At 61.5% G+C, this 20,223-nt stretch carries 20 protein-coding genes; 7 read left to right on the top strand and 13 right to left on the bottom strand.

From position 1 onward, the window contains the following. Positions 1 to 66: 66 nt before the first annotated feature. Positions 67 to 621: an RBBP9/YdeN family alpha/beta hydrolase gene (locus tag HFO99_RS17760; RefSeq protein WP_222308762.1), complete on the bottom strand. Its 555-nt coding sequence runs from the start codon at positions 619 to 621 to the stop codon at positions 67 to 69. Positions 622 to 797: 176 nt separating this feature from the next. On the opposite strand from HFO99_RS17760, the gene HFO99_RS17755 reads away from it, so the two are divergent. From HFO99_RS17755 to HFO99_RS17745, 3 genes are all read left to right on the top strand, one after another. Continuing rightward, positions 798 to 1,604 (top strand): DUF2189 domain-containing protein, encoded by an 807-nt coding sequence (locus HFO99_RS17755; protein WP_222362557.1) that lies wholly within the window; start codon positions 798 to 800, stop codon positions 1,602 to 1,604. Positions 1,605 to 1,746: 142 nt separating this feature from the next. Continuing rightward, on the top strand, positions 1,747 to 2,226 hold the full coding sequence (locus HFO99_RS17750) for a low affinity iron permease family protein (protein ID WP_222335025.1): 480 nt from the start codon (positions 1,747 to 1,749) through the stop codon (positions 2,224 to 2,226). Positions 2,227 to 2,274: 48 nt separating this feature from the next. Further along, positions 2,275 to 2,697, top strand: coding sequence for a hypothetical protein (locus tag HFO99_RS17745; RefSeq protein ID WP_162117062.1), 423 nt, complete (start codon positions 2,275 to 2,277; stop codon positions 2,695 to 2,697). A 45-nt stretch (positions 2,698 to 2,742) separates the two neighbouring features. Here the strand turns inward: HFO99_RS17745 and purB are convergent, their stop codons facing one another. The 5 genes from purB to HFO99_RS17720 form a co-directional block, all read right to left on the bottom strand. After that, complete coding sequence (gene purB / locus HFO99_RS17740; protein WP_222362555.1) at positions 2,743 to 4,050, bottom strand: adenylosuccinate lyase; 1,308 nt, start codon at positions 4,048 to 4,050, stop codon at positions 2,743 to 2,745. Between the two features lie 58 nt (positions 4,051 to 4,108). Then, positions 4,109 to 4,594: a hypothetical protein gene (locus HFO99_RS17735; protein WP_222335027.1), complete on the bottom strand. Its 486-nt coding sequence runs from the start codon at positions 4,592 to 4,594 to the stop codon at positions 4,109 to 4,111. 32 nt (positions 4,595 to 4,626) lie between these two features. Then, positions 4,627 to 5,352: a DUF2259 domain-containing protein gene (locus HFO99_RS17730; RefSeq protein WP_222362553.1), complete on the bottom strand. Its 726-nt coding sequence runs from the start codon at positions 5,350 to 5,352 to the stop codon at positions 4,627 to 4,629. Continuing rightward, positions 5,349 to 6,026 carry a ribulose-phosphate 3-epimerase gene (rpe, locus tag HFO99_RS17725; RefSeq protein WP_222362551.1) on the bottom strand — a complete coding sequence of 226 codons (678 nt, stop codon included), beginning with the start codon at positions 6,024 to 6,026 and terminating at the stop codon, positions 5,349 to 5,351. Before rpe ends, HFO99_RS17730 begins: the two co-directional genes overlap by 4 nt. A gap of 61 nt (positions 6,027 to 6,087) precedes the next feature. Beyond that, on the bottom strand, positions 6,088 to 7,170 hold the full coding sequence (locus HFO99_RS17720; RefSeq protein ID WP_222362549.1) for an ABC transporter substrate-binding protein: 1,083 nt from the start codon (positions 7,168 to 7,170) through the stop codon (positions 6,088 to 6,090). A 182-nt stretch (positions 7,171 to 7,352) separates the two neighbouring features. Between HFO99_RS17720 and HFO99_RS17715 the strand changes: the two genes are divergently transcribed. Together HFO99_RS17715 and HFO99_RS17710 are read left to right on the top strand one after the other, a co-directional pair. Further along, positions 7,353 to 7,847, top strand: coding sequence for a flavin reductase (locus HFO99_RS17715; protein ID WP_222251446.1), 495 nt, complete (start codon positions 7,353 to 7,355; stop codon positions 7,845 to 7,847). 33 nt (positions 7,848 to 7,880) lie between these two features. Next, a complete protein-coding gene (locus tag HFO99_RS17710; RefSeq protein ID WP_017964468.1) occupies positions 7,881 to 8,198 on the top strand; it encodes a TfoX/Sxy family protein in 318 nt (105 codons plus the stop codon). Here the strand turns inward: HFO99_RS17710 and HFO99_RS17705 are convergent, their stop codons facing one another. The 5 genes from HFO99_RS17705 to HFO99_RS17685 all read right to left on the bottom strand — a co-directional run bounded on the left by HFO99_RS17705 (position 8,199) and on the right by HFO99_RS17685 (position 13,057). Further along, the gene (locus tag HFO99_RS17705; protein WP_222335031.1) at positions 8,199 to 8,624 is read right to left on the bottom strand and encodes an NUDIX domain-containing protein; all 426 of its coding nucleotides are present in this window, start codon (positions 8,622 to 8,624) and stop codon (positions 8,199 to 8,201) included. It lies immediately after the preceding gene. 7 nt (positions 8,625 to 8,631) lie between these two features. Continuing rightward, positions 8,632 to 10,197, bottom strand: coding sequence for a DEAD/DEAH box helicase (locus tag HFO99_RS17700; RefSeq protein WP_222335032.1), 1,566 nt, complete (start codon positions 10,195 to 10,197; stop codon positions 8,632 to 8,634). Positions 10,198 to 10,335: 138 nt separating this feature from the next. Next, on the bottom strand, positions 10,336 to 11,655 hold the full coding sequence (locus tag HFO99_RS17695; protein ID WP_222362534.1) for a peptidoglycan DD-metalloendopeptidase family protein: 1,320 nt from the start codon (positions 11,653 to 11,655) through the stop codon (positions 10,336 to 10,338). Between the two features lie 104 nt (positions 11,656 to 11,759). Next, a complete protein-coding gene (locus HFO99_RS17690) occupies positions 11,760 to 12,587 on the bottom strand; it encodes a ferritin-like domain-containing protein (protein WP_222335034.1) in 828 nt (275 codons plus the stop codon). Then, complete coding sequence (locus tag HFO99_RS17685) at positions 12,584 to 13,057, bottom strand: peroxiredoxin (protein WP_162117074.1); 474 nt, start codon at positions 13,055 to 13,057, stop codon at positions 12,584 to 12,586. The genes HFO99_RS17690 and HFO99_RS17685 overlap by 4 nt, the downstream gene beginning before the upstream one ends. A gap of 126 nt (positions 13,058 to 13,183) precedes the next feature. Between HFO99_RS17685 and HFO99_RS17680 the strand changes: the two genes are divergently transcribed. Beyond that, positions 13,184 to 16,582 carry an AsmA-like C-terminal domain-containing protein gene (locus HFO99_RS17680; protein WP_222362532.1) on the top strand — a complete coding sequence of 1,133 codons (3,399 nt, stop codon included), beginning with the start codon at positions 13,184 to 13,186 and terminating at the stop codon, positions 16,580 to 16,582. Between the two features lie 40 nt (positions 16,583 to 16,622). Here the strand turns inward: HFO99_RS17680 and HFO99_RS17675 are convergent, their stop codons facing one another. Then, positions 16,623 to 18,284 carry an alpha-amylase family protein gene (locus HFO99_RS17675; protein WP_222362530.1) on the bottom strand — a complete coding sequence of 554 codons (1,662 nt, stop codon included), beginning with the start codon at positions 18,282 to 18,284 and terminating at the stop codon, positions 16,623 to 16,625. A 226-nt stretch (positions 18,285 to 18,510) separates the two neighbouring features. Between HFO99_RS17675 and HFO99_RS17670 the strand changes: the two genes are divergently transcribed. Continuing rightward, positions 18,511 to 18,831, top strand: a complete 321-nt coding sequence (locus HFO99_RS17670; RefSeq protein ID WP_222362767.1) for a hypothetical protein — start codon at positions 18,511 to 18,513, stop codon at positions 18,829 to 18,831. A 61-nt stretch (positions 18,832 to 18,892) separates the two neighbouring features. Here HFO99_RS17670 and tyrS read toward each other — a convergent pair whose 3' ends face one another. Beyond that, on the bottom strand, positions 18,893 to 20,149 hold the full coding sequence (gene tyrS / locus HFO99_RS17665) for a tyrosine--tRNA ligase (RefSeq protein ID WP_222362528.1): 1,257 nt from the start codon (positions 20,147 to 20,149) through the stop codon (positions 18,893 to 18,895). Positions 20,150 to 20,223: the final 74 nt, after the last annotated feature.

Raw genomic sequence — 20,223 nt, 5'->3', positions numbered from 1 at the left:
TGTCATTCCATTAAGAAAGACTTAGAAAGCACTTGCTCAACAAGCGGGATGGCGCCTTTTCCTCGATCAGGCAGGGAGCCGGCCGAGGAACTGGGCAAAGACCATGGTGCCTTCCGGCCAGGGCCCGTGACCGGAATCGGCATTGATATGACCGGCTTCGCCGGCATCGACGAGGAAGGAGCCCCAGCTGCTGGCGACATCGTCGGCATGATCGTAGCTTCCGAAAGGATCGTTGCGGCTGGCGACGGTGATCGACGGGAAGGGCAGCGGATCGCGCGGATAGGGACCGAAGGTCATCAGGTGCCTCGGGCGGATATCGGGATTGGCGACATCGGGCGGGGCGACGAGGAAGGCGCCGGCCACCCGGTTGCGGAAATGCGGGATGGCATGGATCACCGAGGGCACGCCCAGCGAATGGGCGACGAGAACGACCGGACGGGTTGAGGCGTTCACCTCCTCGGCGATGCGGGCGATCCAGTCCTCGCGCACCGGCTTCGTCCATTCGGCCTGTTCGACGCGCCGCGCCGTGCTGAGCTTTGCCTCCCAGCGGCTCTGCCAGTGGCCCGGGCCGGAATTGGTGTAACCGGGGATGATGAGGATATCTGCGTCTGAGGCTTTCATGATGCCGCCGATGTGAGAAAGCTGGTCCAAGATGTCAAGAGGGGGATATCAAGGGAGGGAGCGACACGGGCCGTGAAAGTTGCTATATTCCTCCAGTGCCGGTTGCGGATTTCGTGTCGGCTTGCCCGCCGATGCTGTCCGCCGCCGATCAGGTCTCGGCTGAGGAGGAGAAAGCCATGGCGGCATTTCACGTCATGACGGGTGCAAGCGAAAGCTTCGCGCGGCCCGTCGTCAATCGCATCGGTATCGCTGACGTATTCGACGCGCTGAAGCGCGGATATGAAGATTTCATGGAGAAACCGTCCCATTATGTGTTCCTGTGCCTGATGTACCCGATCGCCGGCGTCTTCCTGACGCTGTGGACCTCGGGCGCCAACCTTTTACCGATGGTCTTCCCGCTGATGGCGGGTTTCGTGCTGATCGGCCCGATCGCGGCGATTGGCCTCTATGAGATCAGCCGCCGGCGCGAGGCCGGCCTCGACGCGTCGTGGACGCATGCACTGGACGTGCGCCATTCGCCGGCGCTGCCGTCGATCGTGGCGGTCGGGCTGATGCTCTTGGGCCTCTTCGTCGTCTGGCTGGTGACGGCGCAGACGCTCTATAGCAATCTGTTGGGCGAGGTCTTTCCGCGCAGCATGGCGGATTTTTTCCGCCAGGTCTTCGGCACGTCAGCGGGCATGCAGTTGATCATCTGGGGCAATCTCATCGGCTTCGTCTTTGCGCTCGTCGTGCTGGCAATGACTGTCATTACCTTTCCGCTGCTGCTCGACCGCGATGTCGGGGCAGTCGCCGCCGTCACGGCGTCGATCCGCGCGACGATTCTCAATCCGGTGCCGGTGCTGCTCTGGGGCCTGATCGTCGCCGCGCTGCTCGTCATCGGCACGATCCCGGTCTTTGCCGGGCTTGCGCTGGTTATCCCGATCCTCGGCCATGCGACCTGGCATCTCTATCGCAAGCTGATTGCTCGGGAAGCCACAGCGTAACCAGGGCCCCGCCTGCGGGGAATCCCCGGAATCTGGGATCCCTGACGGAACCTCGATCCTGCCTCGGAGTTTGTTTAGCCGAGAGCATGATGTCGTCGACATCATGCTCCGGTGGCTTCGAGGGAGGATTGCAGAGGTGACGATGAAGCATCTGTTCGCCCGCTTCGCGACAAAGGTATCGGAATGGGCGGGCAAGCCCATCATCTTCATCCTGGCACTGATCGTCGTCGTTATCTGGGCGGCACTTGGCCCCTTTTTCGACTATTCGGAAACCTGGCAGTTGATCATCAATACCGGCACGACGATCATCACCTTTCTGATGGTTTTCGTGCTGCAGAACGCCCAGACGCGCGACACGCGGGCGATCCAGGCCAAGCTCAACGAAATCATCCTAACCAGCCATGCCGAGAACCGTTTCATCGGTATCGAAAATCTCGACGAGGAGGAGCTGAAGCACCTCAACCACCTGGTCGCCAAGGCCGCAAAGGGCAGGGGCGAGACGGAGGCCTGCAGGACATCGGAGGCAGCGAATGCGGCACCGCCGAAAAAGGCGGATGCACCTAAGCGCTCTGTGGCTGCCAAGGCATCGAAGCAGAAGCAGCGGCCACTTGAGAAAAATTGAATCGCTAAATACAGTTCCAAGACGATGAGTTCGTATTGCGTAGGGAAGATGGTCGATTCCGAACTAAGAGAGCCCCAGACTGAGCTGTTTTTTCAGGCCTATCTGCTTGGAATAACGGTTGGTCATCTGCCATTTTTCTTCGGAGATCTGGCCATGGGCACTTTGATCGCGAAGTTTATTTTTTCGCTTCCCTTCATTTTTATATTGTTTATTTCCTATCGTATTAAATATATCGAAATGAATTCGCGGCCGTGTTTCTGGGCGTTTATTGTTTTTATTGGCACGCTGTCTTTGATTGCAGCAGTGTTTCTGTCGTTGTCTGGTTTCGGAGAAAAAGAGCTCGTCTTTTTGTTGTTCGTTTTGGCCTACTGCCTTCCTTCTGTCCTCGTCGCCTGTATCGCTTTCCCAATTATGTTGAGGCTGCGGGTAAGGAGAAACCAGCTAATAAATAACAACAGCGAGATATGTTGAAGACGGCGCCGAGCAGGGGCGCCGTCACTGCGTTGACCGCGACCCTCAAGCCGTCCCAAAGACCCGGCGGAAGATCGTATTGACATGCTTGGTATGATAGCCGAGGTCGAACTTCTCCCGAATATCCTCTTCCGACAGTGCAGCGCGGACCTCCGCATCCGCCAGCAGCTCTTCCAGAAAATCCTTGCCCTGTTCCCAGACCTTCATGGCGTTGCGCTGCACGAGGCGATAGGCATCCTCGCGGGAGGTGCCGGCCTGGGTCAGCGCCAGCAGGACGCGCTGCGAGTGGACGAGGCCGTGGAATTTGTTGAGGTTCTTTTCCATATTTTCGGGATAGACCAGCAGCTTTTCGATGACGCCGGCGAGCCGCGAAAGTGCGAAATCCAGCGTCACGGTGGCATCGGGGCCGATCATGCGCTCGACCGAGGAGTGGGAGATATCGCGCTCGTGCCAGAGGGCGACGTTTTCCATTGCCGGCATGGCGTAGGAGCGGACCATGCGGGCGAGGCCGGTCAGGTTTTCGGTCAGAACCGGGTTGCGCTTGTGCGGCATGGCAGAGGAGCCCTTCTGGCCAGGCGAGAAATATTCCTCGGCTTCCAGCACCTCGGTGCGCTGCAGGTGGCGGATCTCGGTTGCCAGCCGCTCGATCGACGAGGCGACGACGCCGAGCGTGGCGAAATACATCGCGTGGCGGTCGCGCGGGATGACCTGTGTCGAGACCGGCTCGGCCTTCAAGCCGAGCGCTTCGGCGACATGTTCTTCGACGCGCGGATCGATATTGGCGAAGGTGCCGACGGCGCCCGATATGGCGCAGGTCGCGACTTCCTCGCGGGCGGCGACGAGGCGCTGACGGCAGCGCTCGAATTCGGCATAGGCAAGCGCCAGCTTGACGCCGAAGGTGGTCGGCTCGGCATGGATGCCGTGCGAACGGCCGATGGTGACGGTGTCCTTATGTTCGAAGGCGCGGCTTTTCAGCGCTTCGAGCAGCCGGTCGATATCGGCAAGCAGGATATCGGTGGCGCGTACCAGCTGCACGTTGAAGCAGGTATCGAGCACGTCGGACGAGGTCATGCCCTGGTGAACGAAGCGCGCATCCGGGCCGACGATCTCGGCGAGGTGGGTGAGGAAGGCGATGACGTCATGTTTAGTGACGGCCTCGATCTCATCGATGCGGTCGACATCGAAGGTGGCGGCGCCGCCCTTTTCCCAGATCGTCTTTGCAGCCGATTTCGGGATGACGCCGAGTTCGGCCAGCGCGTCGCAGGCATGCGCCTCGATCTCGAACCAGATGCGGAACTTGGTTTCGGGAGACCAGATGGCGACCATTTCGGGCCGGGAATAACGCGGGATCATGGGCGGCTGCCTTTCAAGAGGTTTGTTAGCGCCCCTGTAGCAAAGACGGGCGGCAATCTCAACGCATGCGTTTGGCAAGATGATAGCTGCTTGCGACAAGGCAGACGAGGCCGAGCGGCAGGAAGAGGCGCAGGCCGATCACCAGGAACTGATAGACTGCGCTGATACTGGTGAAGACGAACTGGAAAGCCCAGACGATACTGCCGAATGGGGCGTGCCAGCGCGAATAGAACATCCGGTATTCCATGGCGAAGAGGAAGGCGGTCATCAGGATCGTGGCCGCTGCCAGCGTCACGAAAAAAGCGGCAAAACGCGTTTCCAGCGGCCTGTCAAAGGCGAGGAAGCGGGCGAGCGGCAGGGCGAACGGCCAGGCGAACAGGCCGCCGGCGAAATAAAGTGCGGCGACCTCAGCAAGGCGGCTCGTCTGCAGGCCGTTGCGCAGGTAAAGGCCGAGCATGGCGGCGGCAAGCATCTGCATGCCCCAAAGCAACGCGCCGGCGATCAGATCGGGGTAGGGCGGCCGTGCAGCTCTTAGACGATCCATCCGGGGGCGATCCGTCCTCGGGCGATGCATGCTCAGGGTTGAACCGGAATTGCGATCCAGCGTCCGTTCCTGTCGGCATCGAAGGCCAGGACGAGGGCGATGTGAACCTGGTTTCCGGCCTCCGGCTGATAGACCACGGCACCACCGATCCGGTATTCGACGGAACATACGCGCTCGGCCGGAACTGCGGTGGCCTGGCGCGCCCCCTGCCGGTTCGGAGCGCCTTCCTTCTCGATCATCTGCAGTCTGAAGCCGATGACCCGCTTGTCGACCGCAGCGCAATCCTTCGGCGTCGGCACCGGCATCTCGCCGAGCGAGAGCGTATAAGGCGCTTTCGGCGGACCGTCGGTTGCAAGCGTCGTGTAGCGGATCGTCTTCGAAGGGGAGCCGAGCTCGGTCGGCGGATTGAAGGCGGCGATCAGGCCGGGATTGGTCAGCAGATCATATTTGTCCATCTGGCTGCGCGCCGCCGTCAGGTTCTGCCGCCGCGCCTTGGAGAGATTGGCGTCCTTGTCGGTCAGCTCGGTATGGAAGGGCGTGCCCTCGAGATAGTGGCCGTCTTCGGTATGGATAAAATAGGTGTTGGAGTAGGGGACGCCGCCGCTCTCCTCGATGCCGAATTCCTGGAATCCGAAAACCTTACCGTCGGCGGAAAAGCCGATCGGCTGGATGTTTGCGATGTCGCCGGCAAGTGACAGGCCGGGCAGGCCGGCAAATGCGACGGCAAGCATGCCACCGATGATCAGACGTTTTTTCATGCTCGTGCCCCTTCGGCTGCCTGACGCAGATCGGCGACAGTCCGGCGATAATCCTCGACCGTATCGCCCTTGAAAATTGCCGAGCCGGCGACAAGGACGTTGCCGCCCGCCCGCGCGATTTCAGGCGCCGTTTCCACCGTGACGCCGCCGTCGACCTCGAGTTCGATCGGCCGATCACCGATCAGTGACTTCGCCGCGGCGATCTTGACGGCCATTGCCGGAATGAATTTCTGTCCGCCGAAACCGGGATTGACCGACATGATCAGGATGAGGTCGACATCGTCGAGCACGTTCTCGATGGCGCTGAGCGGTGTCGCAGGATTGATTGTCACGCCGACCTTCTTGCCGAGATTGCGGATGGTCTGCAGCGAGCGGTGCAGATGTGGTCCGGCTTCGGCATGGACGGTGATACGGTCGCAGCCGGCCTTGGCGAAGGCTTCGAGATAATCGTCGACCGGCGAGATCATCAGGTGGCAGTCGAAGGTGGCTGATGTATAGGAGCGCAGCGATTTGATGACATCGGGGCCGAAGGAGATGTTCGGTACGAAATGCCCATCCATCACGTCGAGATGGATCCAGTCGGCGCCGGCGGCCGTCACGTTGCGCACCTCCTCGCCGAGCCTGGCGAAATCCGCCGCGAGGATCGAGGGGGCAATGCGAATGGGCAGCGTCATCAAATCTTACTCCGTTTGGGCCGCCAGAGTGCGGGGCCTGAATTCAAAGCAGGCGCGCCGTTCATCGCGTCGGCGCGGCGGGTGGAAAAAAGCCGTTGCCCCGCCATTCGAGCAGGCGGTAGGGGTTTTGCGAAAGTTCATGCGCACCGGTGAAGGCAAGAGTGCCGACCGGCGTCTGGAATGTCGTGCTGAGAAGCGTCTCCTGGAGGGGCTTGCCCGCCGCAGCGGCGGCTTGCCCGGCCTGGCCGGCAATGAGGGCTGCGGCCAGCGACGGCAGGACATAACCTTCCGGCTCGATGCCTTTGGCGTGCAGCGCGTCGGCCGCAGCCGTGCCTTCCGGCAGGAGGGCGTATTCGGGCAGGGCGACGGCACGCACGCCTGAATTCAGCGGCAGCGGCTGGTCGGCAGCGCGCATGGCATCGCCGCCGAGGATGGACAGCGGGATATTCTCCGCCTTGGCGTCGCGGGCAATGACGGCGACGTCGTTGCGGTCGCCGCCGATGAAGACCCTGGTGGCGCCGGCCCGTTTCAGGCGGCGGACAAGGGCAATCTGCTGCTCCTGTCCCGGCCGGTAGGTATCGGTAAAGACCGGCTTCAGGCCGTTCCGCTCCAGCGCATTGCGCACCGCTTCCGTCAGTTCGCGGCCATGAATGGTACCGTCCTCGATCAGGGCGATCGGGTCGGCGGCCCAGTCCTTCAGGATCACCTCGATGATCTTTGCCGCCTCGGCACCGTCGGCGGGCGCCGCCCGGAAGAGCGGCCAGCCGTTCTTCAACGCATCCTCCATCAGGATGCGGGAGCGCACGGAGACGGTGATTGCGGGAATATTGGCATCCTTCAGCTTCGGCAGCGCGCCTTCGAGCGTTTCGCTGCAGAGAAAGCCGATCGCGACCTGGACCTTGGCGTTGACAAGCGCATCGGCAACGGCAGCACCGCTATTGTCTTCGCAGGTTTCGTTGATGGCGACCAGAGTATTTCCTGACTGCTGGATCTCGAAGCCGGCGCCGGCGGCGATCTGGGCGCCGAGGAGGGCGAGCGCTCCGTTCTGAGGGGCGACGACGCCGATCGTCACGCCAGCCGCATGGCTTTCAGCCGCCGCTCCCAGCAGCGCCAGAAAAGCTGCTATGCCACGCAGGTTGATCATGAAAGGCGGAGATCCCTAGCCATCGTCCATGCCCTTTTATCCGCAAGGCCGCGATCGTCAAAGAAAAACAAGCGCAACACGGCGCTTTTCACCGGTCCTATTGTAGAAAAGGTAACCGATGCTCGCCATATTGGCGCGATAGCAAGTCGATCCAGGCAGAATAGCGCGCACGGGAGAAGCACGTGTTGAACAGGCAGCATATCGACCCCGGCCTTTATCGCGACGCCATGAGCCGTTATGCCGGTCATGTGCAGCTCGTGACGACGGCGATGGAAGGCCTGCGCCGTGGCGTAACCATTACCGCCGCCTGCTCTGTTTCGGACAATCCAGCCTCTGTGCTGATCTGCCTCAACAATACCAATCCGAAGAACGAGATTTTTTTCCGCAGCGGCATCTTCGTGCTCAACACGCTCGGCGCCCATCACCAGGCCGTCGCGGATGCTTTCTCCGGGCGCACCGCGCTTACCAATGACGACCGCTTCGCCAGCGCCCGTTTCGACACACTCGTCACCGGCGCGCCGGTTCTCTTCGATGCGCTTGCCGCCTTCGATTGCCGGGTGATCGATATCAAGGAAATGCCGACGCACAATGTCGTCTTCGGTGAGGTCGCGGCCGTCCGCTTCAGCGAAAAACACCCGGCGCTCATCTATATGAACCGGGATTATCACGCGCTGTGATCGGAGTGGCCGGGATTTCGAGGGAATTAGAGAATGGACAATGCCGGGATCGAGGAAATGTTTCAGGGGCTAGGCCCTGTCACCATCAAGCGCATGTTCGGCGGCAAGGGCATTTATCATCTCGGGCGCATCATCGCGCTCGAAGTGCGTGACGAGATGCTGCTGAAGGCCGACGAGACGAGCGCGCCTGAATTTGCCGCCGCCGGGGCCACGCAATGGACCTATGAGGGCAAGAAGGGCAAGCCGGTAAAAATGCCCTACTGGTCGATCCCCGACGAGGCCTATGACGATCCCGATCTGATGGCGAAATGGGTGAGGCTTGCCTATGAGGCGTCGCTTCGCGCCGAATAGCTATTCGCCCCGTGTTGCAGCCGGCAAGGCTGCTATCGCGGCCTTGGTGAAGGCCGACAGCGGCTCGGGCAAATCGGTCAGGGGAAACCAGCCGAAATCCGAGAGCTTGTCCGGTTCGGTCAATTGCGGCTCGCCCTCGACGTCGCGGGCGAGATAGAGGATCGAAATCCAGTGCTGGCGGTCGGCCTCGATGATCTGCTCGCTCATGCAGAGGCGTTCGATCCGACCGATTGTCAGGCCGGTTTCCTCTTCGGCCTCGCGACGCGCAGCTTCCTCAGCCGGCTCCATATGATCAACCTTGCCGCCGACGATATTCCAATAGCCGGCTTCAGGTGGACGCATGCGTTTGTAAAGAAGGATCCTGGCGTCGCGCAGAATCACCAGGCCGACACCGAGGCCCGGAAAATCGAGACCGGGCCTGCCCATTGGACGTTCAGACCTTGGCGCTGCCGGCGATCAGCATGAAGGCGGGAATATCGTCGCCGAAGCCGACCGGGGTCGGGCCGTCGTCGTGGTCGCGATGACGGCGGCGGTCGCGGCTGTCATCATTTGCCGGGTAAGGCCGACTGTTACGCGCATTGTTCTGCGGCTTCTGCTCTGCTTTGCGCTCGTTCTTCACGATGTCGGCCTTTACTGGTGCTGCTTCAATCACGTCGACGCCATTATCCTGTATGTCGTTGTCAGATTTATGACTCGCGGCGGCGCGAATGCCGCGTCCGCGTCCACGATCCTTGTCGCCATTCTCTCTCGGTGCACGATCTCGGCCTGCACCGTCTCTGGCGCCACGCTCGCGGCTGTTGCGGCGCGGGCGTTCGCTGTCTCGGCTGTCTTCTGCCGGCGGCGGCAGTGACGTCAGGTCACCGCTCAGCCATTCGACCTTTTCGCCGATCAGCTTCTCGATGGCATCGACGAACTTAGTGTCGCGCTTGGTGACGAGAGTGAAGGCGGCACCCGAGCGGCCGGCACGGCCGGTGCGGCCGATGCGGTGGACGTAATCCTCGGAATGGATCGGCACGTCGAAATTGAAGACGTGGCTGACATCGGGGATATCGAGGCCGCGGGCGGCGACGTCGGAAGCGACCAGAAGCTGGAGGTTGCCATCGCGGAAGCTCTGCAGCGTCATCGTGCGGGAACGCTGGTCCATGTCGCCATGCAGGGCGCCGACCGAGAAACCGTGGCGTTCGAGCGAACGGAAGAGATCGGCGACATCCTTCTTGCGGTTGCAAAAGATGATGGCGTTCTTGAGCTCGGTCTGGGCGCGGACGAGTTCGCGCAGGACGGCGCGCTTTTCGTAATCCTTGCCGTGCGAGGCGACGAAACGCTGCGTCACGGTCGCTGCGGCGGAAGCCGGCTTTGCGACCTCGATGCGCTCGGGGTTCTGCAGGAAGCGGTCAGCGAGCTTCTGGATCTCCGACGGCATGGTTGCCGAGAAGAACAGCGTCTGGCGGGTGAACGGGATCATCTTGGCGATGCGTTCGATATCGGGGATGAAACCCATGTCGAGCATGCGGTCGGCCTCGTCGATGACGAGGATCTCGACACCGCTCATCAGGAGCTTGCCGCGCTCGAAATGGTCGAGCAGGCGGCCGGGCGTGCAGATCAGCACATCGGCGCCGCGCTCGAGCTTGCGGTCCTGGTCTTCGAAGGAAACGCCACCGATCAGGAGGGCGACGTTGAGGCGGTGGTTCTTGCCGTATTTTTCGAAATTCTCGGCGACCTGAGCGGCGAGTTCGCGCGTCGGTTCGAGAATCAGCGTGCGGGGCATGCGCGCGCGCGCACGGCCCTTTTCGAGAAGCGACAGCATCGGCAGCACGAAGGATGCCGTCTTGCCAGTGCCGGTCTGCGCGATGCCGCAAATATCGCGGCGCTCGAGCGCAAACGGGATGGCGCCCGCCTGAATGGGCGTGGGGATCGTGTAGCCCGCATCCGTAACAGCGGATAGCACTTTTTGGCTCAAGCCAAGGTCAGCAAATGTCGTCAAAGGGAAAACTGTTTCCATTCCGTTCGGCCGAGCTCTGAACGAGTCGGCGGGATTGCATGCCGCAATGCAGCGCGACATAGCCCCGAATGGCCGGCAAGTCAAGAAATAGAGACGCCGCACCCATTGCAGAGTGAAGCGTTGGTTACCGGGCAGGAGTTACTTAATATAGGTGGCGAGTTTAAGGCCGGCATTCATGAAATATACTGGATCGACGGCGTGGCCGTCCTGGCGCACTTCATAATGCAGGTGCGTGCCCGTCGAGCGGCCGGTACTGCCGGCAAGGCCGATGACGTGATTGCGATCGACCGTGTCGCCGACCTTGACCATAACCTCCGACATATGACCGTAACGCGTCGAGATGCCATTGCCGTGATCGACCTCGACCATGTTGCCGTAGCCGCCGGTCCAGCCGGCGGAGATCACCTTGCCGGGCGCCGTCGGGCGGATCCTTTCGCCCGGCGAAAAGCGGAAATCGATGCCGGAATGGAGCGCGAGGCGGCCGAGGAACGGATCACGGCGGTTGCCAAAGGGGCTGGTCACTTCCTTGCCGATAGCGGGATTGCGGAAGGGCAGGGATTCGGCGGTGCTGCGCACTGCCTCGAGCCGGGTCAGTGCGCCGTCGAGCGCAACCAGCGAATTGTTGAAGCCGTCGTTGCTTTCAGGCTCGACATAGGGGCCGCCGACCGCATCGTCGTCGTCCTTCTCGGCAGCGCTCTCGGGCATTGGAATCTTGAAGCGGGTCAGCACGGTCTCGATGGCGTTGGCGGCATTGCCGGCATCGCTCGTCAACTGTTCGACACGACTGCGCTGATCCTGTTCGACATCTTTCAGCGACAGCGTCACCTTGGAGAAGATGCGGTCGGCACGGTCGCCAACCGTGTCAGTGGCCGGCACATAGGCGAGCGTCGAATTGTCCGGTGTCGCATCGGCGGGCGCGCCGCTCGCCAGCTGTTTCTCGATCGCCTCGATGCCGCCACGGTTAAGTGATGCACGCTTGTCCTTGATATCGGGCGCATAAGACTGAACCGGGGAAGTCGGCGCGGGCAGGGCGCCGTCCTTTTCCGTCAGGCCCGAGCTTTCGGCGCGGTCGAGCAGATTGTCGAGTTTGCCATGGCGCGAGGTGAGCGCCATCTGCTGCTCCATCAGCTTGTCGACCTTGTCTTCGACCACCTGCTGATCGAGAAGCTGGCGGGAGGTGATGCGGTCGACCTGCGCGCGGAGGGCGGCGATGCGGTCTTCATAGTCGTGCTGCATGCGCGCCTGGCGGGCCATGGTGGCGCCGATCAGATCGTCGCGCAGCACGAGATAGGACGTGGCCAGGAGATAGCCGATCGAGAAGACACCGACGAAGCAGAGGGCCAGCGCAGCCATCCACGGCCGGACCGTCATATGGCGGACCTTGTCACCGCTTGCCAGGATGAGGATATGTTCCTGTGCCCGCCTGCCGAATACCCGGTGCTGATGTCCGCTGTTCACGCAGGCTCTCCCGATTGATGCTCTACGCCTCTTTCGGAAATTAGACACCGTTATGGTTAATGAATGCTTTCATTGTCGCCGTCGCATCATAAATTTCAGTGACTTCAAGCGTGGCTGATCGATGCGAGCGAGCGGTAGAAGGACGGAGTCAGCCCAGCCTCGGCGCGGGCAAGGTCGTTGAAAGGCGGCTTCAGCGGTCCGCGGAAATTCGCCCGCACCAGCTCCTGGAAGGCTTTTGCAGGGTCGCGCTTCTCGCGGGCGCAGAGGAAGCGGAACCATTTGGCGCCGACGGCGACATGGCCTTTCTCGTCGTTGTAGATGACGTCGAGGACATCGGCACTTTCGAGGTCGCCGGTCTGACGCATCTTCGCCTGCAGCGACGGCGTAACGTCGAGGCCGCGGGCCTCCAGGATCAGCGGCACGACGGCGAGCCTTGCCGTCAGGTCGTTGCGGGTCGAATGGGCAGCCTGCCAGAGCCCGTCATGGGCGGGAAGATCGCCGTAATCGGCGCCGAGATCGTTGAGCCTGGTACGCACCATGCGGAAATGCTTCGCCTCCTCGAAGGCGACCTGCATCCAGCCGTCGAAAAAGGAATTCGGCACCTGCTCGGTCGCGAATCGCGCGACGATATCGAGCGCCAGATCGACGGCGTTGAGCTCGATATGGGCGATGGCGTGGAGCAGCGCGATCCGCCCTTTGAGCGTATGCAGCGAGCGCTTCTCCACCTGGGTCGGCGGCGTCAGCATCGGTTTCTCGGGACGGCCGGGCCTGTCGGGCAGGGCCGCATCGAGCGGCGAGCGCAGCGACACCCGGCGGGCGAACCAGCGGGTGGCGCTTTCCTGCGCAACTGCCGTCTTGCGGTCGAGATCGGCCGAACTGATCGCATCGATGGCGCCGCCGCGCAACGAGGATATCGTGAGATCCCCAGTCACGCCGTCAGGTTCCTCACGGCCTCAAGGACGGTTTCGGCATGGCCCTGCACCTTCACCTTCTGCCAAATGGTGGCGATCGTGCCGTCCTGGCGGATCAGGAAGGTGGTACGCTCGACACCCATGAAGTTGCGGCCGTACATGCTCTTTTCCTTCCAGACGCCATAGGCCTGCAGCGTCGTCTTTTCCTCGTCCGAGGCAAGCGCCACCGAAAGACGGTGCTTCTTGATGAACTTGTCATGGCAGGCGGCCGAATCGGGCGACATGCCGATGACGGCAGCACCCGCCGCTTCGAACTCGGCCGCCAACGCGGTAAAAGCCAGTGATTCGGCGGTGCAGCCCGTGGTGTCGTCCTTGGGATAGAAGAACAGCACGAGCGGTTTGCCGTGGAATTCGGCCAGCGAAACGCGGCCGCCGCCGTCGCGGGGAAGGTTGAAATCAGGGGCCGAGACGCCGATGCCGGGAACCGCCATTGGGAAAACCTTTCTTTTGCCGGGTTTGTGGATGACACTTTCTCTCCCCGAATTATATAGTGGACGGATACCCGTCCAGCATGGCCGGGTTCAATTCTTCACTTAAGGGAGAGCCCGAGGGCGCGCATGTCAGCCATCCGCGGCGAAAAGGTCACGTTTCGCAAGAAGGATATCGTTGCGCTGGACCGCTTGCCGTCCGCCCAGGCCGAGAATCCGATCATCGTCCATTGCCCGCCGCCGCGTTCGCCGATGCGCCGCACGGCGAAGCTGAGCTCAGGATTTCTGGGACTGATCCTGCTTATTCTTGCTGCCATCGTTTTCACCGTCGAGAGCGGCATGTTCGACAAGCCGCTGTCGCAGCAGGCACAGGCGGTGCTGAACGGCGCGGCCGGACCGCGCTATCGCGCCGAGGTCGGCTCCACCGTCATCCGCTTCACGTCGGACTTCCGGCTGGCGCTGGAAGCACGCAACGTCAATATGATCGACCAGGAGAGCGGCCAGCACGTATCGACGACGGGTTCGGTGCGCCTGGGGCTCGATCCGCTTCAGCTTTTCCGCGGCCGCATCGCCGTTACGGATATCGAAGCAGATGATATCGCGCTCGATACCGCGCTTCTGCCCTCCGGCAATGCCGTCAAGCTCGACGATCTGCGCATCGACGCCGTGCCGGCGGCGATGGAGAAGATCTTCTCGCAGTTCGACATGTTCGACAGCATCGTGACGCGCGGCTCGACGAATTCGATGCGCATCTCCGGCATCGACATCAAGCTTGCCGATACCGCCAACGGCCCGCTGTCGCTGGTCATCGACAATCTCGTCTTTGCCCATGCCGGTCCGTCGTCGCTGCAATTGACCGGCGAAGTCGCGCTCAACGGTGAAGTGGCGGAGCTCGATGTGCTGGCCGAGAAGGACGGCGGCCACGTGTCGAAGGTCGTTGCGACGCTGAAGCATGCCGACCTCACGCCCTTCGGGCTGAAACGCAACGATCAGGGCGCAATACGGCAGGGGCTCAGCGCCTTTGCCGACCTCACGGTGTCGGCCACCAGAGGGCGCGATGGCGTGCAGCCGGCGCTTGCGGCGACAATCGACATCGATCCCGGCCAGATCTATGCCGATGGCGATCCGCAGGAGCTGTCGGGCGGGCAAATCAATCTCGTCTACGATTTCGCCAAGCAGACGATCGAGATCGCCCGATCGAACGCTCGATTCGGCGCGACCAAGCTTCCCATCAACGGCGCGCTGATCGATCTCGACAAGCTCGACCCGCAGGCCGGCAAGGGCTTCGGCATCGACCTGCTCGTCAGCGGCGGCACGGCAGCCCCCGGCGGCTCCGGCGAGCCGCCGCTCTCCTTCGACATCCAGGCGACCGGGCGCTACATGGTCGCCGGCCGTGAATTCCAGTTTCCCAACATAACCGCTTCCAGCCCGCTCGGCGCGCTCTACGGATCCCTGCACGTCAAGCTCGGCAACAAATCGCCGGAAATCAGCTTCGCTGGCCAGTCGGCGCAGCTGCAGACGACAGCGATCAAGCAGCTCTGGCCGTTCTGGATGGCGCCCAAGGTGCGCACCTGGCTGCACGGCAATCTCTTTGGCGGCACCGTCACCAACGCTTCCATTTCCGTCTTCATTCCGTTCGGCAGGTTGGACGAGGCAGCCGGCGGCAAAGGATTGAAACTCGACGCCAACCAGATCCGCATCGGCTTCGACATTGCGGGCGCGCGGATGAACGTCGCCGGCGACATTCCGCCGATCCGCGACACGTCAGCGCATTTCGATCTGAGCGGCCCGGTTGCGACGATCGCGATCAAGAACGGCACGTCCTATTTCCCGTCCGGCCGGTCCGTCGCTCTCGGCCAAGGGACGTTCATCTTGCCCGCCAACTACGATAAGCCACTGATGGCTGATATCGATCTTGCGGTGTCCGGCCCCGCAGATGCCGTCGGCGAGCTTCTGACCTACAGGCCGATCCGGGTGCTGCAGCGGGCCGGCTTTACGCCCGACGATCTCAAGGGCCGGATCGAGGCGAATGTGAAGGCCCATTTCGGCCTGCTCTCCTCGCAAAATCCGCCGCCGGCCGAATGGACTGTTGCGATGAAGCTCACCGACGTCGATCTTGCCAAGCCGTTTTCCGGCCGGATGATCAGCAATCTCGACGGCACGCTGAACGGCAATCCGAAGCGGATCACGCTCGATGCCAAGGCCCAGATCGACGGCGTCCCGGCGGATATCGATCTTACCGAACCGGTCGAGGCATCCGACACAGCGGCCAAACAACGGGTGATCACTGCGACCCTTTCTGAGGACCAGCGCAACAAGCTGATACCCGGCCTTTCCGGCATCGTCGGCGGCAGTGTGAAGATGGTGCTGACGCGGATCGATGACGACCGGCAGGACGTCCAGCTCGACCTCACCAAGTCGCTGCTCGAATTGCCTTGGATAGGCTGGTCGAAGGGCAGTGGCATTGCCGCCACGGCCGAATTCGAAACATCAGGCCCGGCCGACAATACCCAGATCAGGAACTTCCGCCTGAAGGGCGACGGTTTCGGTGCCAGCGGATCGTTGAACATCGGCAAGGGCGGGCTGATTTCGGCCGATTTCGATAGCGTCAAGCTCTCCTCGCTCGACGATTTCGCCCTGTCGGTGAAACGCAGCAAGGGCAATTTCGACGTCTCGGTCTCCGGCGACAGCGCCGATGCGCGACCGGTCATCCAGCGGTTGAAATCGGGCTCGGGTGACGATGGTGATGGGGATGCCGGCGACACCGGCGTATCGGTGCGCGCCAGGCTGAAAAACGTCACCGGCTTCAACGACGAGAAGGTCGGCAATTTCCAGGCGCAAATATCACTGCGCGGCGACAAGCTGCAGGCGCTCAACTTTTCCGCCGTTACCGACAGCGGCGAGGCGGTGGTCAGCCAGATGAAGGACGGCGGCGTCATCAACATCACCAGCGGTGATGCCGGGGCGGTATCGCGTTTCGCCGATCTCTACCAGCACATGCAGGGCGGCCTGCTCAATCTCGCGATCCGGCTGGGGGCGGAGGGCGGCTGGGATGGTTCGCTCGACGTGCGCCGCTTCGCGATCGTCAACGAACAACGGCTGCGCTCGATTGTCTCAACACCTGTCGGAAATGAGCAGCGCAGCCTCAACGAAGCTGTCAAGCGCGATATCGATACCTCGTCACAGCGCTTCCAGCGCGGCTTTGCACGCGTCGTCTCGCGCAATGGCATGGTCGGCATCGAAAACGGCGTGCTGCGGGGCGACCAGATCGGCGCAACCTTCCAGGGCATCGTGCGCGATCGCAAGGGCAACATGGACATGACCGGCACCTTCATGCCGGCCTACGGCCTCAACCGCCTGTTTGCCGAACTGCCGCTGATCGGCGTTATCCTCGGCAATGGCAGCGACCGCGGCCTGATCGGCATCACCTTTAAGCTGACAGGCAAGTTCGACCAGCCGAACCTGCAGATCAACCCGCTGTCGATCATCGCACCTGGTGTTTTCCGGCAGATCTTCGAATTCCAGTGAGGCGGGAAGCAGTCACGGCAGTTGTCGTGGCGTGACGTAGCTAAATCTCTCTCCGCCTGAGGAGATAGTCGAGACCGCCGACGCGATACCAGCGATAAGCGTAGGCATCGAGCATGACGGTATGAAATCCTTTTCCGTCTGCCTTGCTGCTCGCGCCATCGGCAATATCGATCAACTGTCGTCCGTCTTCACCGATGTCGGGATCGAAGGTCACTTCCGTCGGCTGCGGGTGCAGGTTGTGCAGGATCAACACCGAATTGCCGCGCCAGTCATAACGAAGCGCCAGCACGCCATCGTTCCCGGTGTCGATCACAGAAAAATCGCCCCAGCCGATCTCAGGGGCTTCCTTGCGCATCCGGATCATCCGCTCGGTCCAGTTCAGCAAGGAATTGGGATCACGACGCTGTTCGGCAACGTTGACATACTGGAAGCCATAGGGACCGTCATTGATGACGGGCGAGACCGGCTTTTTACTTTTGGTGAAGCCGCCTTCCGGTTCCGTCGACCATTGCATCGGCGTGCGTGCGCAGTCACGTTCCGGCTGGTTTAGATCATCGCCCATGCCGATCTCGTCGCCGTAGCGGATAACGGGCGTTCCCGGCAGCGAAAACAGCAGGCTGTAGGCCATTTCGATCCGGCGGCGGTCGCCGCCGAGCATGGGCGCCAAGCGACGGCGAATGCCCCTGTCATAAAGCTGCATGTCATTTTCGGGTCCGAGAGCGGCAAATACCGCGCCGCGCTGCTTGTCCGTCAGCCGGCCGAGATCCAGTTCATCATGGTTGCGGAGGAAGAGGCCCCATTGCGCGGTCGCCGGGCGCGGCTTCGTGGCGTCCAGGGCCTTCGTGAGCGGGCGCGTATCGGCGCTGGCGAAGGCATAAAACAGCGCTTGATTGACCTGGAAATTGAACATCATCTGCATGCGGTCACCGTCATCGCCGAAATATTCGAAATTGTCCTTCGGCAGGATATTGGCCTCCGCCAACACGATGGAATCGCCCAGGCGCCATTGGAGGAATTCGCGAAATTTCCTCAGCATGTCGAACTGCTCGACAGGCTTGGTAACGTCGGCGCCTTTCGTCGCGATGATGAAGGGAGCGGCATCCATCCTGAAACCCGAGACGCCGAGCTGGATCCAGAAGCCCATGATCTTGAGGATTTCCGCCTGCACCTCGGGGTTCGACGTATTGAGATCGGGCTGATGATCGTAGAAGCGGTGAAAATAATAAGCCTTGGCTTTGTCGTCATGGGTCCAGGTCGTCTTCTGGACGCCCGGGAAGACCATGCCCTGATCGGCATTATCAGGCTTTTTCTCGGACCAGACGTACCAGTCGCGATAGCGCGAGCGCGGATCGCTCCTGGCGTCCTGGAACCAGGGATGGTCCTTGGACGTATGATTGATCACCAGATCGATCAGCACCCGGATACCGCGCTGCTTGGCGCCGTGGGTGAATTCGACGAAATCGCCGAGCGAGCCATAACGCGGGTCGACATTGTAATAGTCGGAGACGTCGTAACCATCATCGCGACCGGGCGACGCCTGGAACGGCATGAGCCAGATCGCTGTCACGCCAAGGCCGGAGAGATAGTCGAGGCGCCGCATCAGGCCTTGAAAATCACCCACGCCGTCACCGTTCGCATCCATGAAGGTCTCGACGGACAGGCAGTAGATGACAGCATTTTTATACCAGAGGTCGTTGATCATGCCGGCGCTCCAATCCAATCAGGTCGCAAATCCCGGCGGGCGGAAAAGGTTCCGACAAAGTATTCGTTATGCGGGTCGTGGCGCTTCGCAGTAAAGAAAGTGCGTGGGTTCCTCCACGACAAAGCCAATTCCCAGCCAGGCTGACAAATCCGGCATTGATGCTTTGCCTATTTTAGGAAAATCTGATGTACTATACTGTCCCGGCCAGGAAGCAACGGCCGGTGCGATGTCGGAGGATGCCATGCAGTGCGCCCGGACAGTTTCTTTCGCATCGGCCGCCATGATGGCGGTCACGATTGCCGACGTGTCGCTTTCCGCGGAAAAGGGCGTGCCGCTGAAATCGCAAGAGGCGGTCATCCGTTCCGACCACGTCCTGATGGTTCCTCTGGACGCGGAGATGACGCCGCCGATCTTCTCGATCAGCTGGTGGTCGCGGGTGAAGCCCGCTTCAAGCGTCGATCCGCCGGGCTATCTTCTTAAGAAACCAGACGAGATGCCCCGAAATACCGGTGGTGAGCTGAATGATCTTGCTCGCCGACCCGAATAGTGAGGCAAAGAAGAAGCCGGCGCAGGCGCCGGCTTTGATATCGGTTCGGAATTGAAGCCGCTTACGCCGCGCGGCGGATCAGGATGTGCTTCTTCTTGCCGAGCGAAAGCTTGATGACGCCATCGGTCGTGATTTCGCCGCTGCCGATCATTTTGCGCTCGTCGCTGACCGCCTCGTCGTTGATGCGGACTGCGCCGCCCTGGACGTGGCGGCGGGCTTCGCCGTTCGATGAGGCAAGGCCGGCACGAACGATCAGCGACAGAAGGCCGATGCCAGCGTCGAGCTCGAAGGCGGGCACGTCGACCGACGGCAGGTTTTCCGAAAGGCCGCCTTCCTCGAAGGTCTTACGCGCGGTTTCGGCGGCCTGTTCAGCGGCCTCGCGGCCGTGCAGGATTGCCGTTACCTCGGTTGCAAGGATCTTCTTGACCTCGTTGATCTCCGAACCGCCGAGTGCCGAGAGACGGGCGATTTCATCCATCGGCAGCGTCGTGTAGAGCTTCAGGAAGCGCGAGACGTCGGCATCCTCGGTGTTGCGCCAGTACTGCCAGAAATCGTAAGCCGAGAGCATGTCGGCGTTCAGCCAGACAGCGCCCGTCGCCGACTTGCCCATCTTGGCGCCCGACGATGTCGTCAGCAGCGGCGATGTCAGCGCATAGAGCTGCGGTGTGCCCATGCGGTGACCGAGATCGATGCCGTTGACGATATTGCCCCACTGGTCCGAACCGCCCATCTGAAGGCGGCAGTCGTAGCGCTTGGCAAGCTCGACGAAGTCGTAGGCCTGGAGGATCATGTAGTTGAATTCCAGGAAGGACAGTGACTGTTCGCGGTCGAGCCGCGTCTTGACGCTATCGAAGGACAGCATGCGGTTGACCGAGAAGTGCTTGCCGACGTCGCGCAGGAATTCGAGGTAGTTCAGCGAGCGCAGCCATTCGGCATTGTTGATCATCAGCGCGTCCTTGGGACCGTCGCCGTAGTTTAGGTAGTTGGAGAAGACGCGCTTGATCGAGGCGATGTTGCCTTCGATCGTATCGACGGTCATGAGCTGGCGCGCTTCTTCCTTGAAGGAGGGATCGCCGACCATGCCGGTGCCGCCGCCCATCAGCGAGATGGCGCGATGACCGGTCTTCTGCATCCAGTGCAGCATCATGATCTGGATCAGCGAGCCGGCGTGCAGGCTGGGCGCCGTCGGATCGAAGCCGATATAGGCCGTCACAGTTTCCTTCGCGAACAGGTTATCGAGGCCGCTTTCATCGGAAATCTGATGAATGAAGCCGCGCTCTTTCAGCGTGCGGAGGAAATCGGACTTGAACTCGGACATGGGTTTCGTCTCTTGATATCTGCGCCGCACCCCATGCGGGCTTGACGCAAGTTCGTTGTTGTTGATCTGTCGCG

The organism is Rhizobium leguminosarum, from assembly GCF_019798305.1.
GTDB lineage: Bacteria > Pseudomonadota > Alphaproteobacteria > Rhizobiales > Rhizobiaceae > Rhizobium > Rhizobium leguminosarum_U.
This window is presented reverse-complemented; position numbering and strand designations above follow the sequence as displayed.

Coding starts and splice junctions, on each gene's coding strand:
- HFO99_RS17730 (WP_222362553.1), bottom strand. CDS start 5,352: ATGAAAAAACGTCTGATCATCGGTGGCATGCTTGCCGTCGCATTTGCC.
- HFO99_RS17720 (WP_222362549.1), bottom strand. CDS start 7,170: ATGATCAACCTGCGTGGCATAGCAGCTTTTCTGGCGCTGCTGGGAGCG.
- HFO99_RS17760 (WP_222308762.1), bottom strand. CDS start 621: ATGAAAGCCTCAGACGCAGATATCCTCATCATCCCCGGTTACACCAAT.
- purB (WP_222362555.1), bottom strand. CDS start 4,050: ATGATCCCGCGTTATTCCCGGCCCGAAATGGTCGCCATCTGGTCTCCC.
- tyrS (WP_222362528.1), bottom strand. CDS start 20,149: ATGTCCGAGTTCAAGTCCGATTTCCTCCGCACGCTGAAAGAGCGCGGC.
- HFO99_RS17750 (WP_222335025.1), top strand. CDS start 1,747: ATGAAGCATCTGTTCGCCCGCTTCGCGACAAAGGTATCGGAATGGGCG.
- HFO99_RS17685 (WP_162117074.1), bottom strand. CDS start 13,057: ATGGCGGTTCCCGGCATCGGCGTCTCGGCCCCTGATTTCAACCTTCCC.
- HFO99_RS17745 (WP_162117062.1), top strand. CDS start 2,275: ATGGTCGATTCCGAACTAAGAGAGCCCCAGACTGAGCTGTTTTTTCAG.
- HFO99_RS17735 (WP_222335027.1), bottom strand. CDS start 4,594: ATGGATCGTCTAAGAGCTGCACGGCCGCCCTACCCCGATCTGATCGCC.
- HFO99_RS17670 (WP_222362767.1), top strand. CDS start 18,511: ATGTCGGAGGATGCCATGCAGTGCGCCCGGACAGTTTCTTTCGCATCG.
- HFO99_RS17680 (WP_222362532.1), top strand. CDS start 13,184: ATGTCAGCCATCCGCGGCGAAAAGGTCACGTTTCGCAAGAAGGATATC.
- HFO99_RS17705 (WP_222335031.1), bottom strand. CDS start 8,624: ATGGGCAGGCCCGGTCTCGATTTTCCGGGCCTCGGTGTCGGCCTGGTG.
- HFO99_RS17675 (WP_222362530.1), bottom strand. CDS start 18,284: ATGATCAACGACCTCTGGTATAAAAATGCTGTCATCTACTGCCTGTCC.
- HFO99_RS17710 (WP_017964468.1), top strand. CDS start 7,881: ATGGACAATGCCGGGATCGAGGAAATGTTTCAGGGGCTAGGCCCTGTC.
- rpe (WP_222362551.1), bottom strand. CDS start 6,026: ATGACGCTGCCCATTCGCATTGCCCCCTCGATCCTCGCGGCGGATTTC.
- HFO99_RS17755 (WP_222362557.1), top strand. CDS start 798: ATGGCGGCATTTCACGTCATGACGGGTGCAAGCGAAAGCTTCGCGCGG.
- HFO99_RS17700 (WP_222335032.1), bottom strand. CDS start 10,197: ATGGAAACAGTTTTCCCTTTGACGACATTTGCTGACCTTGGCTTGAGC.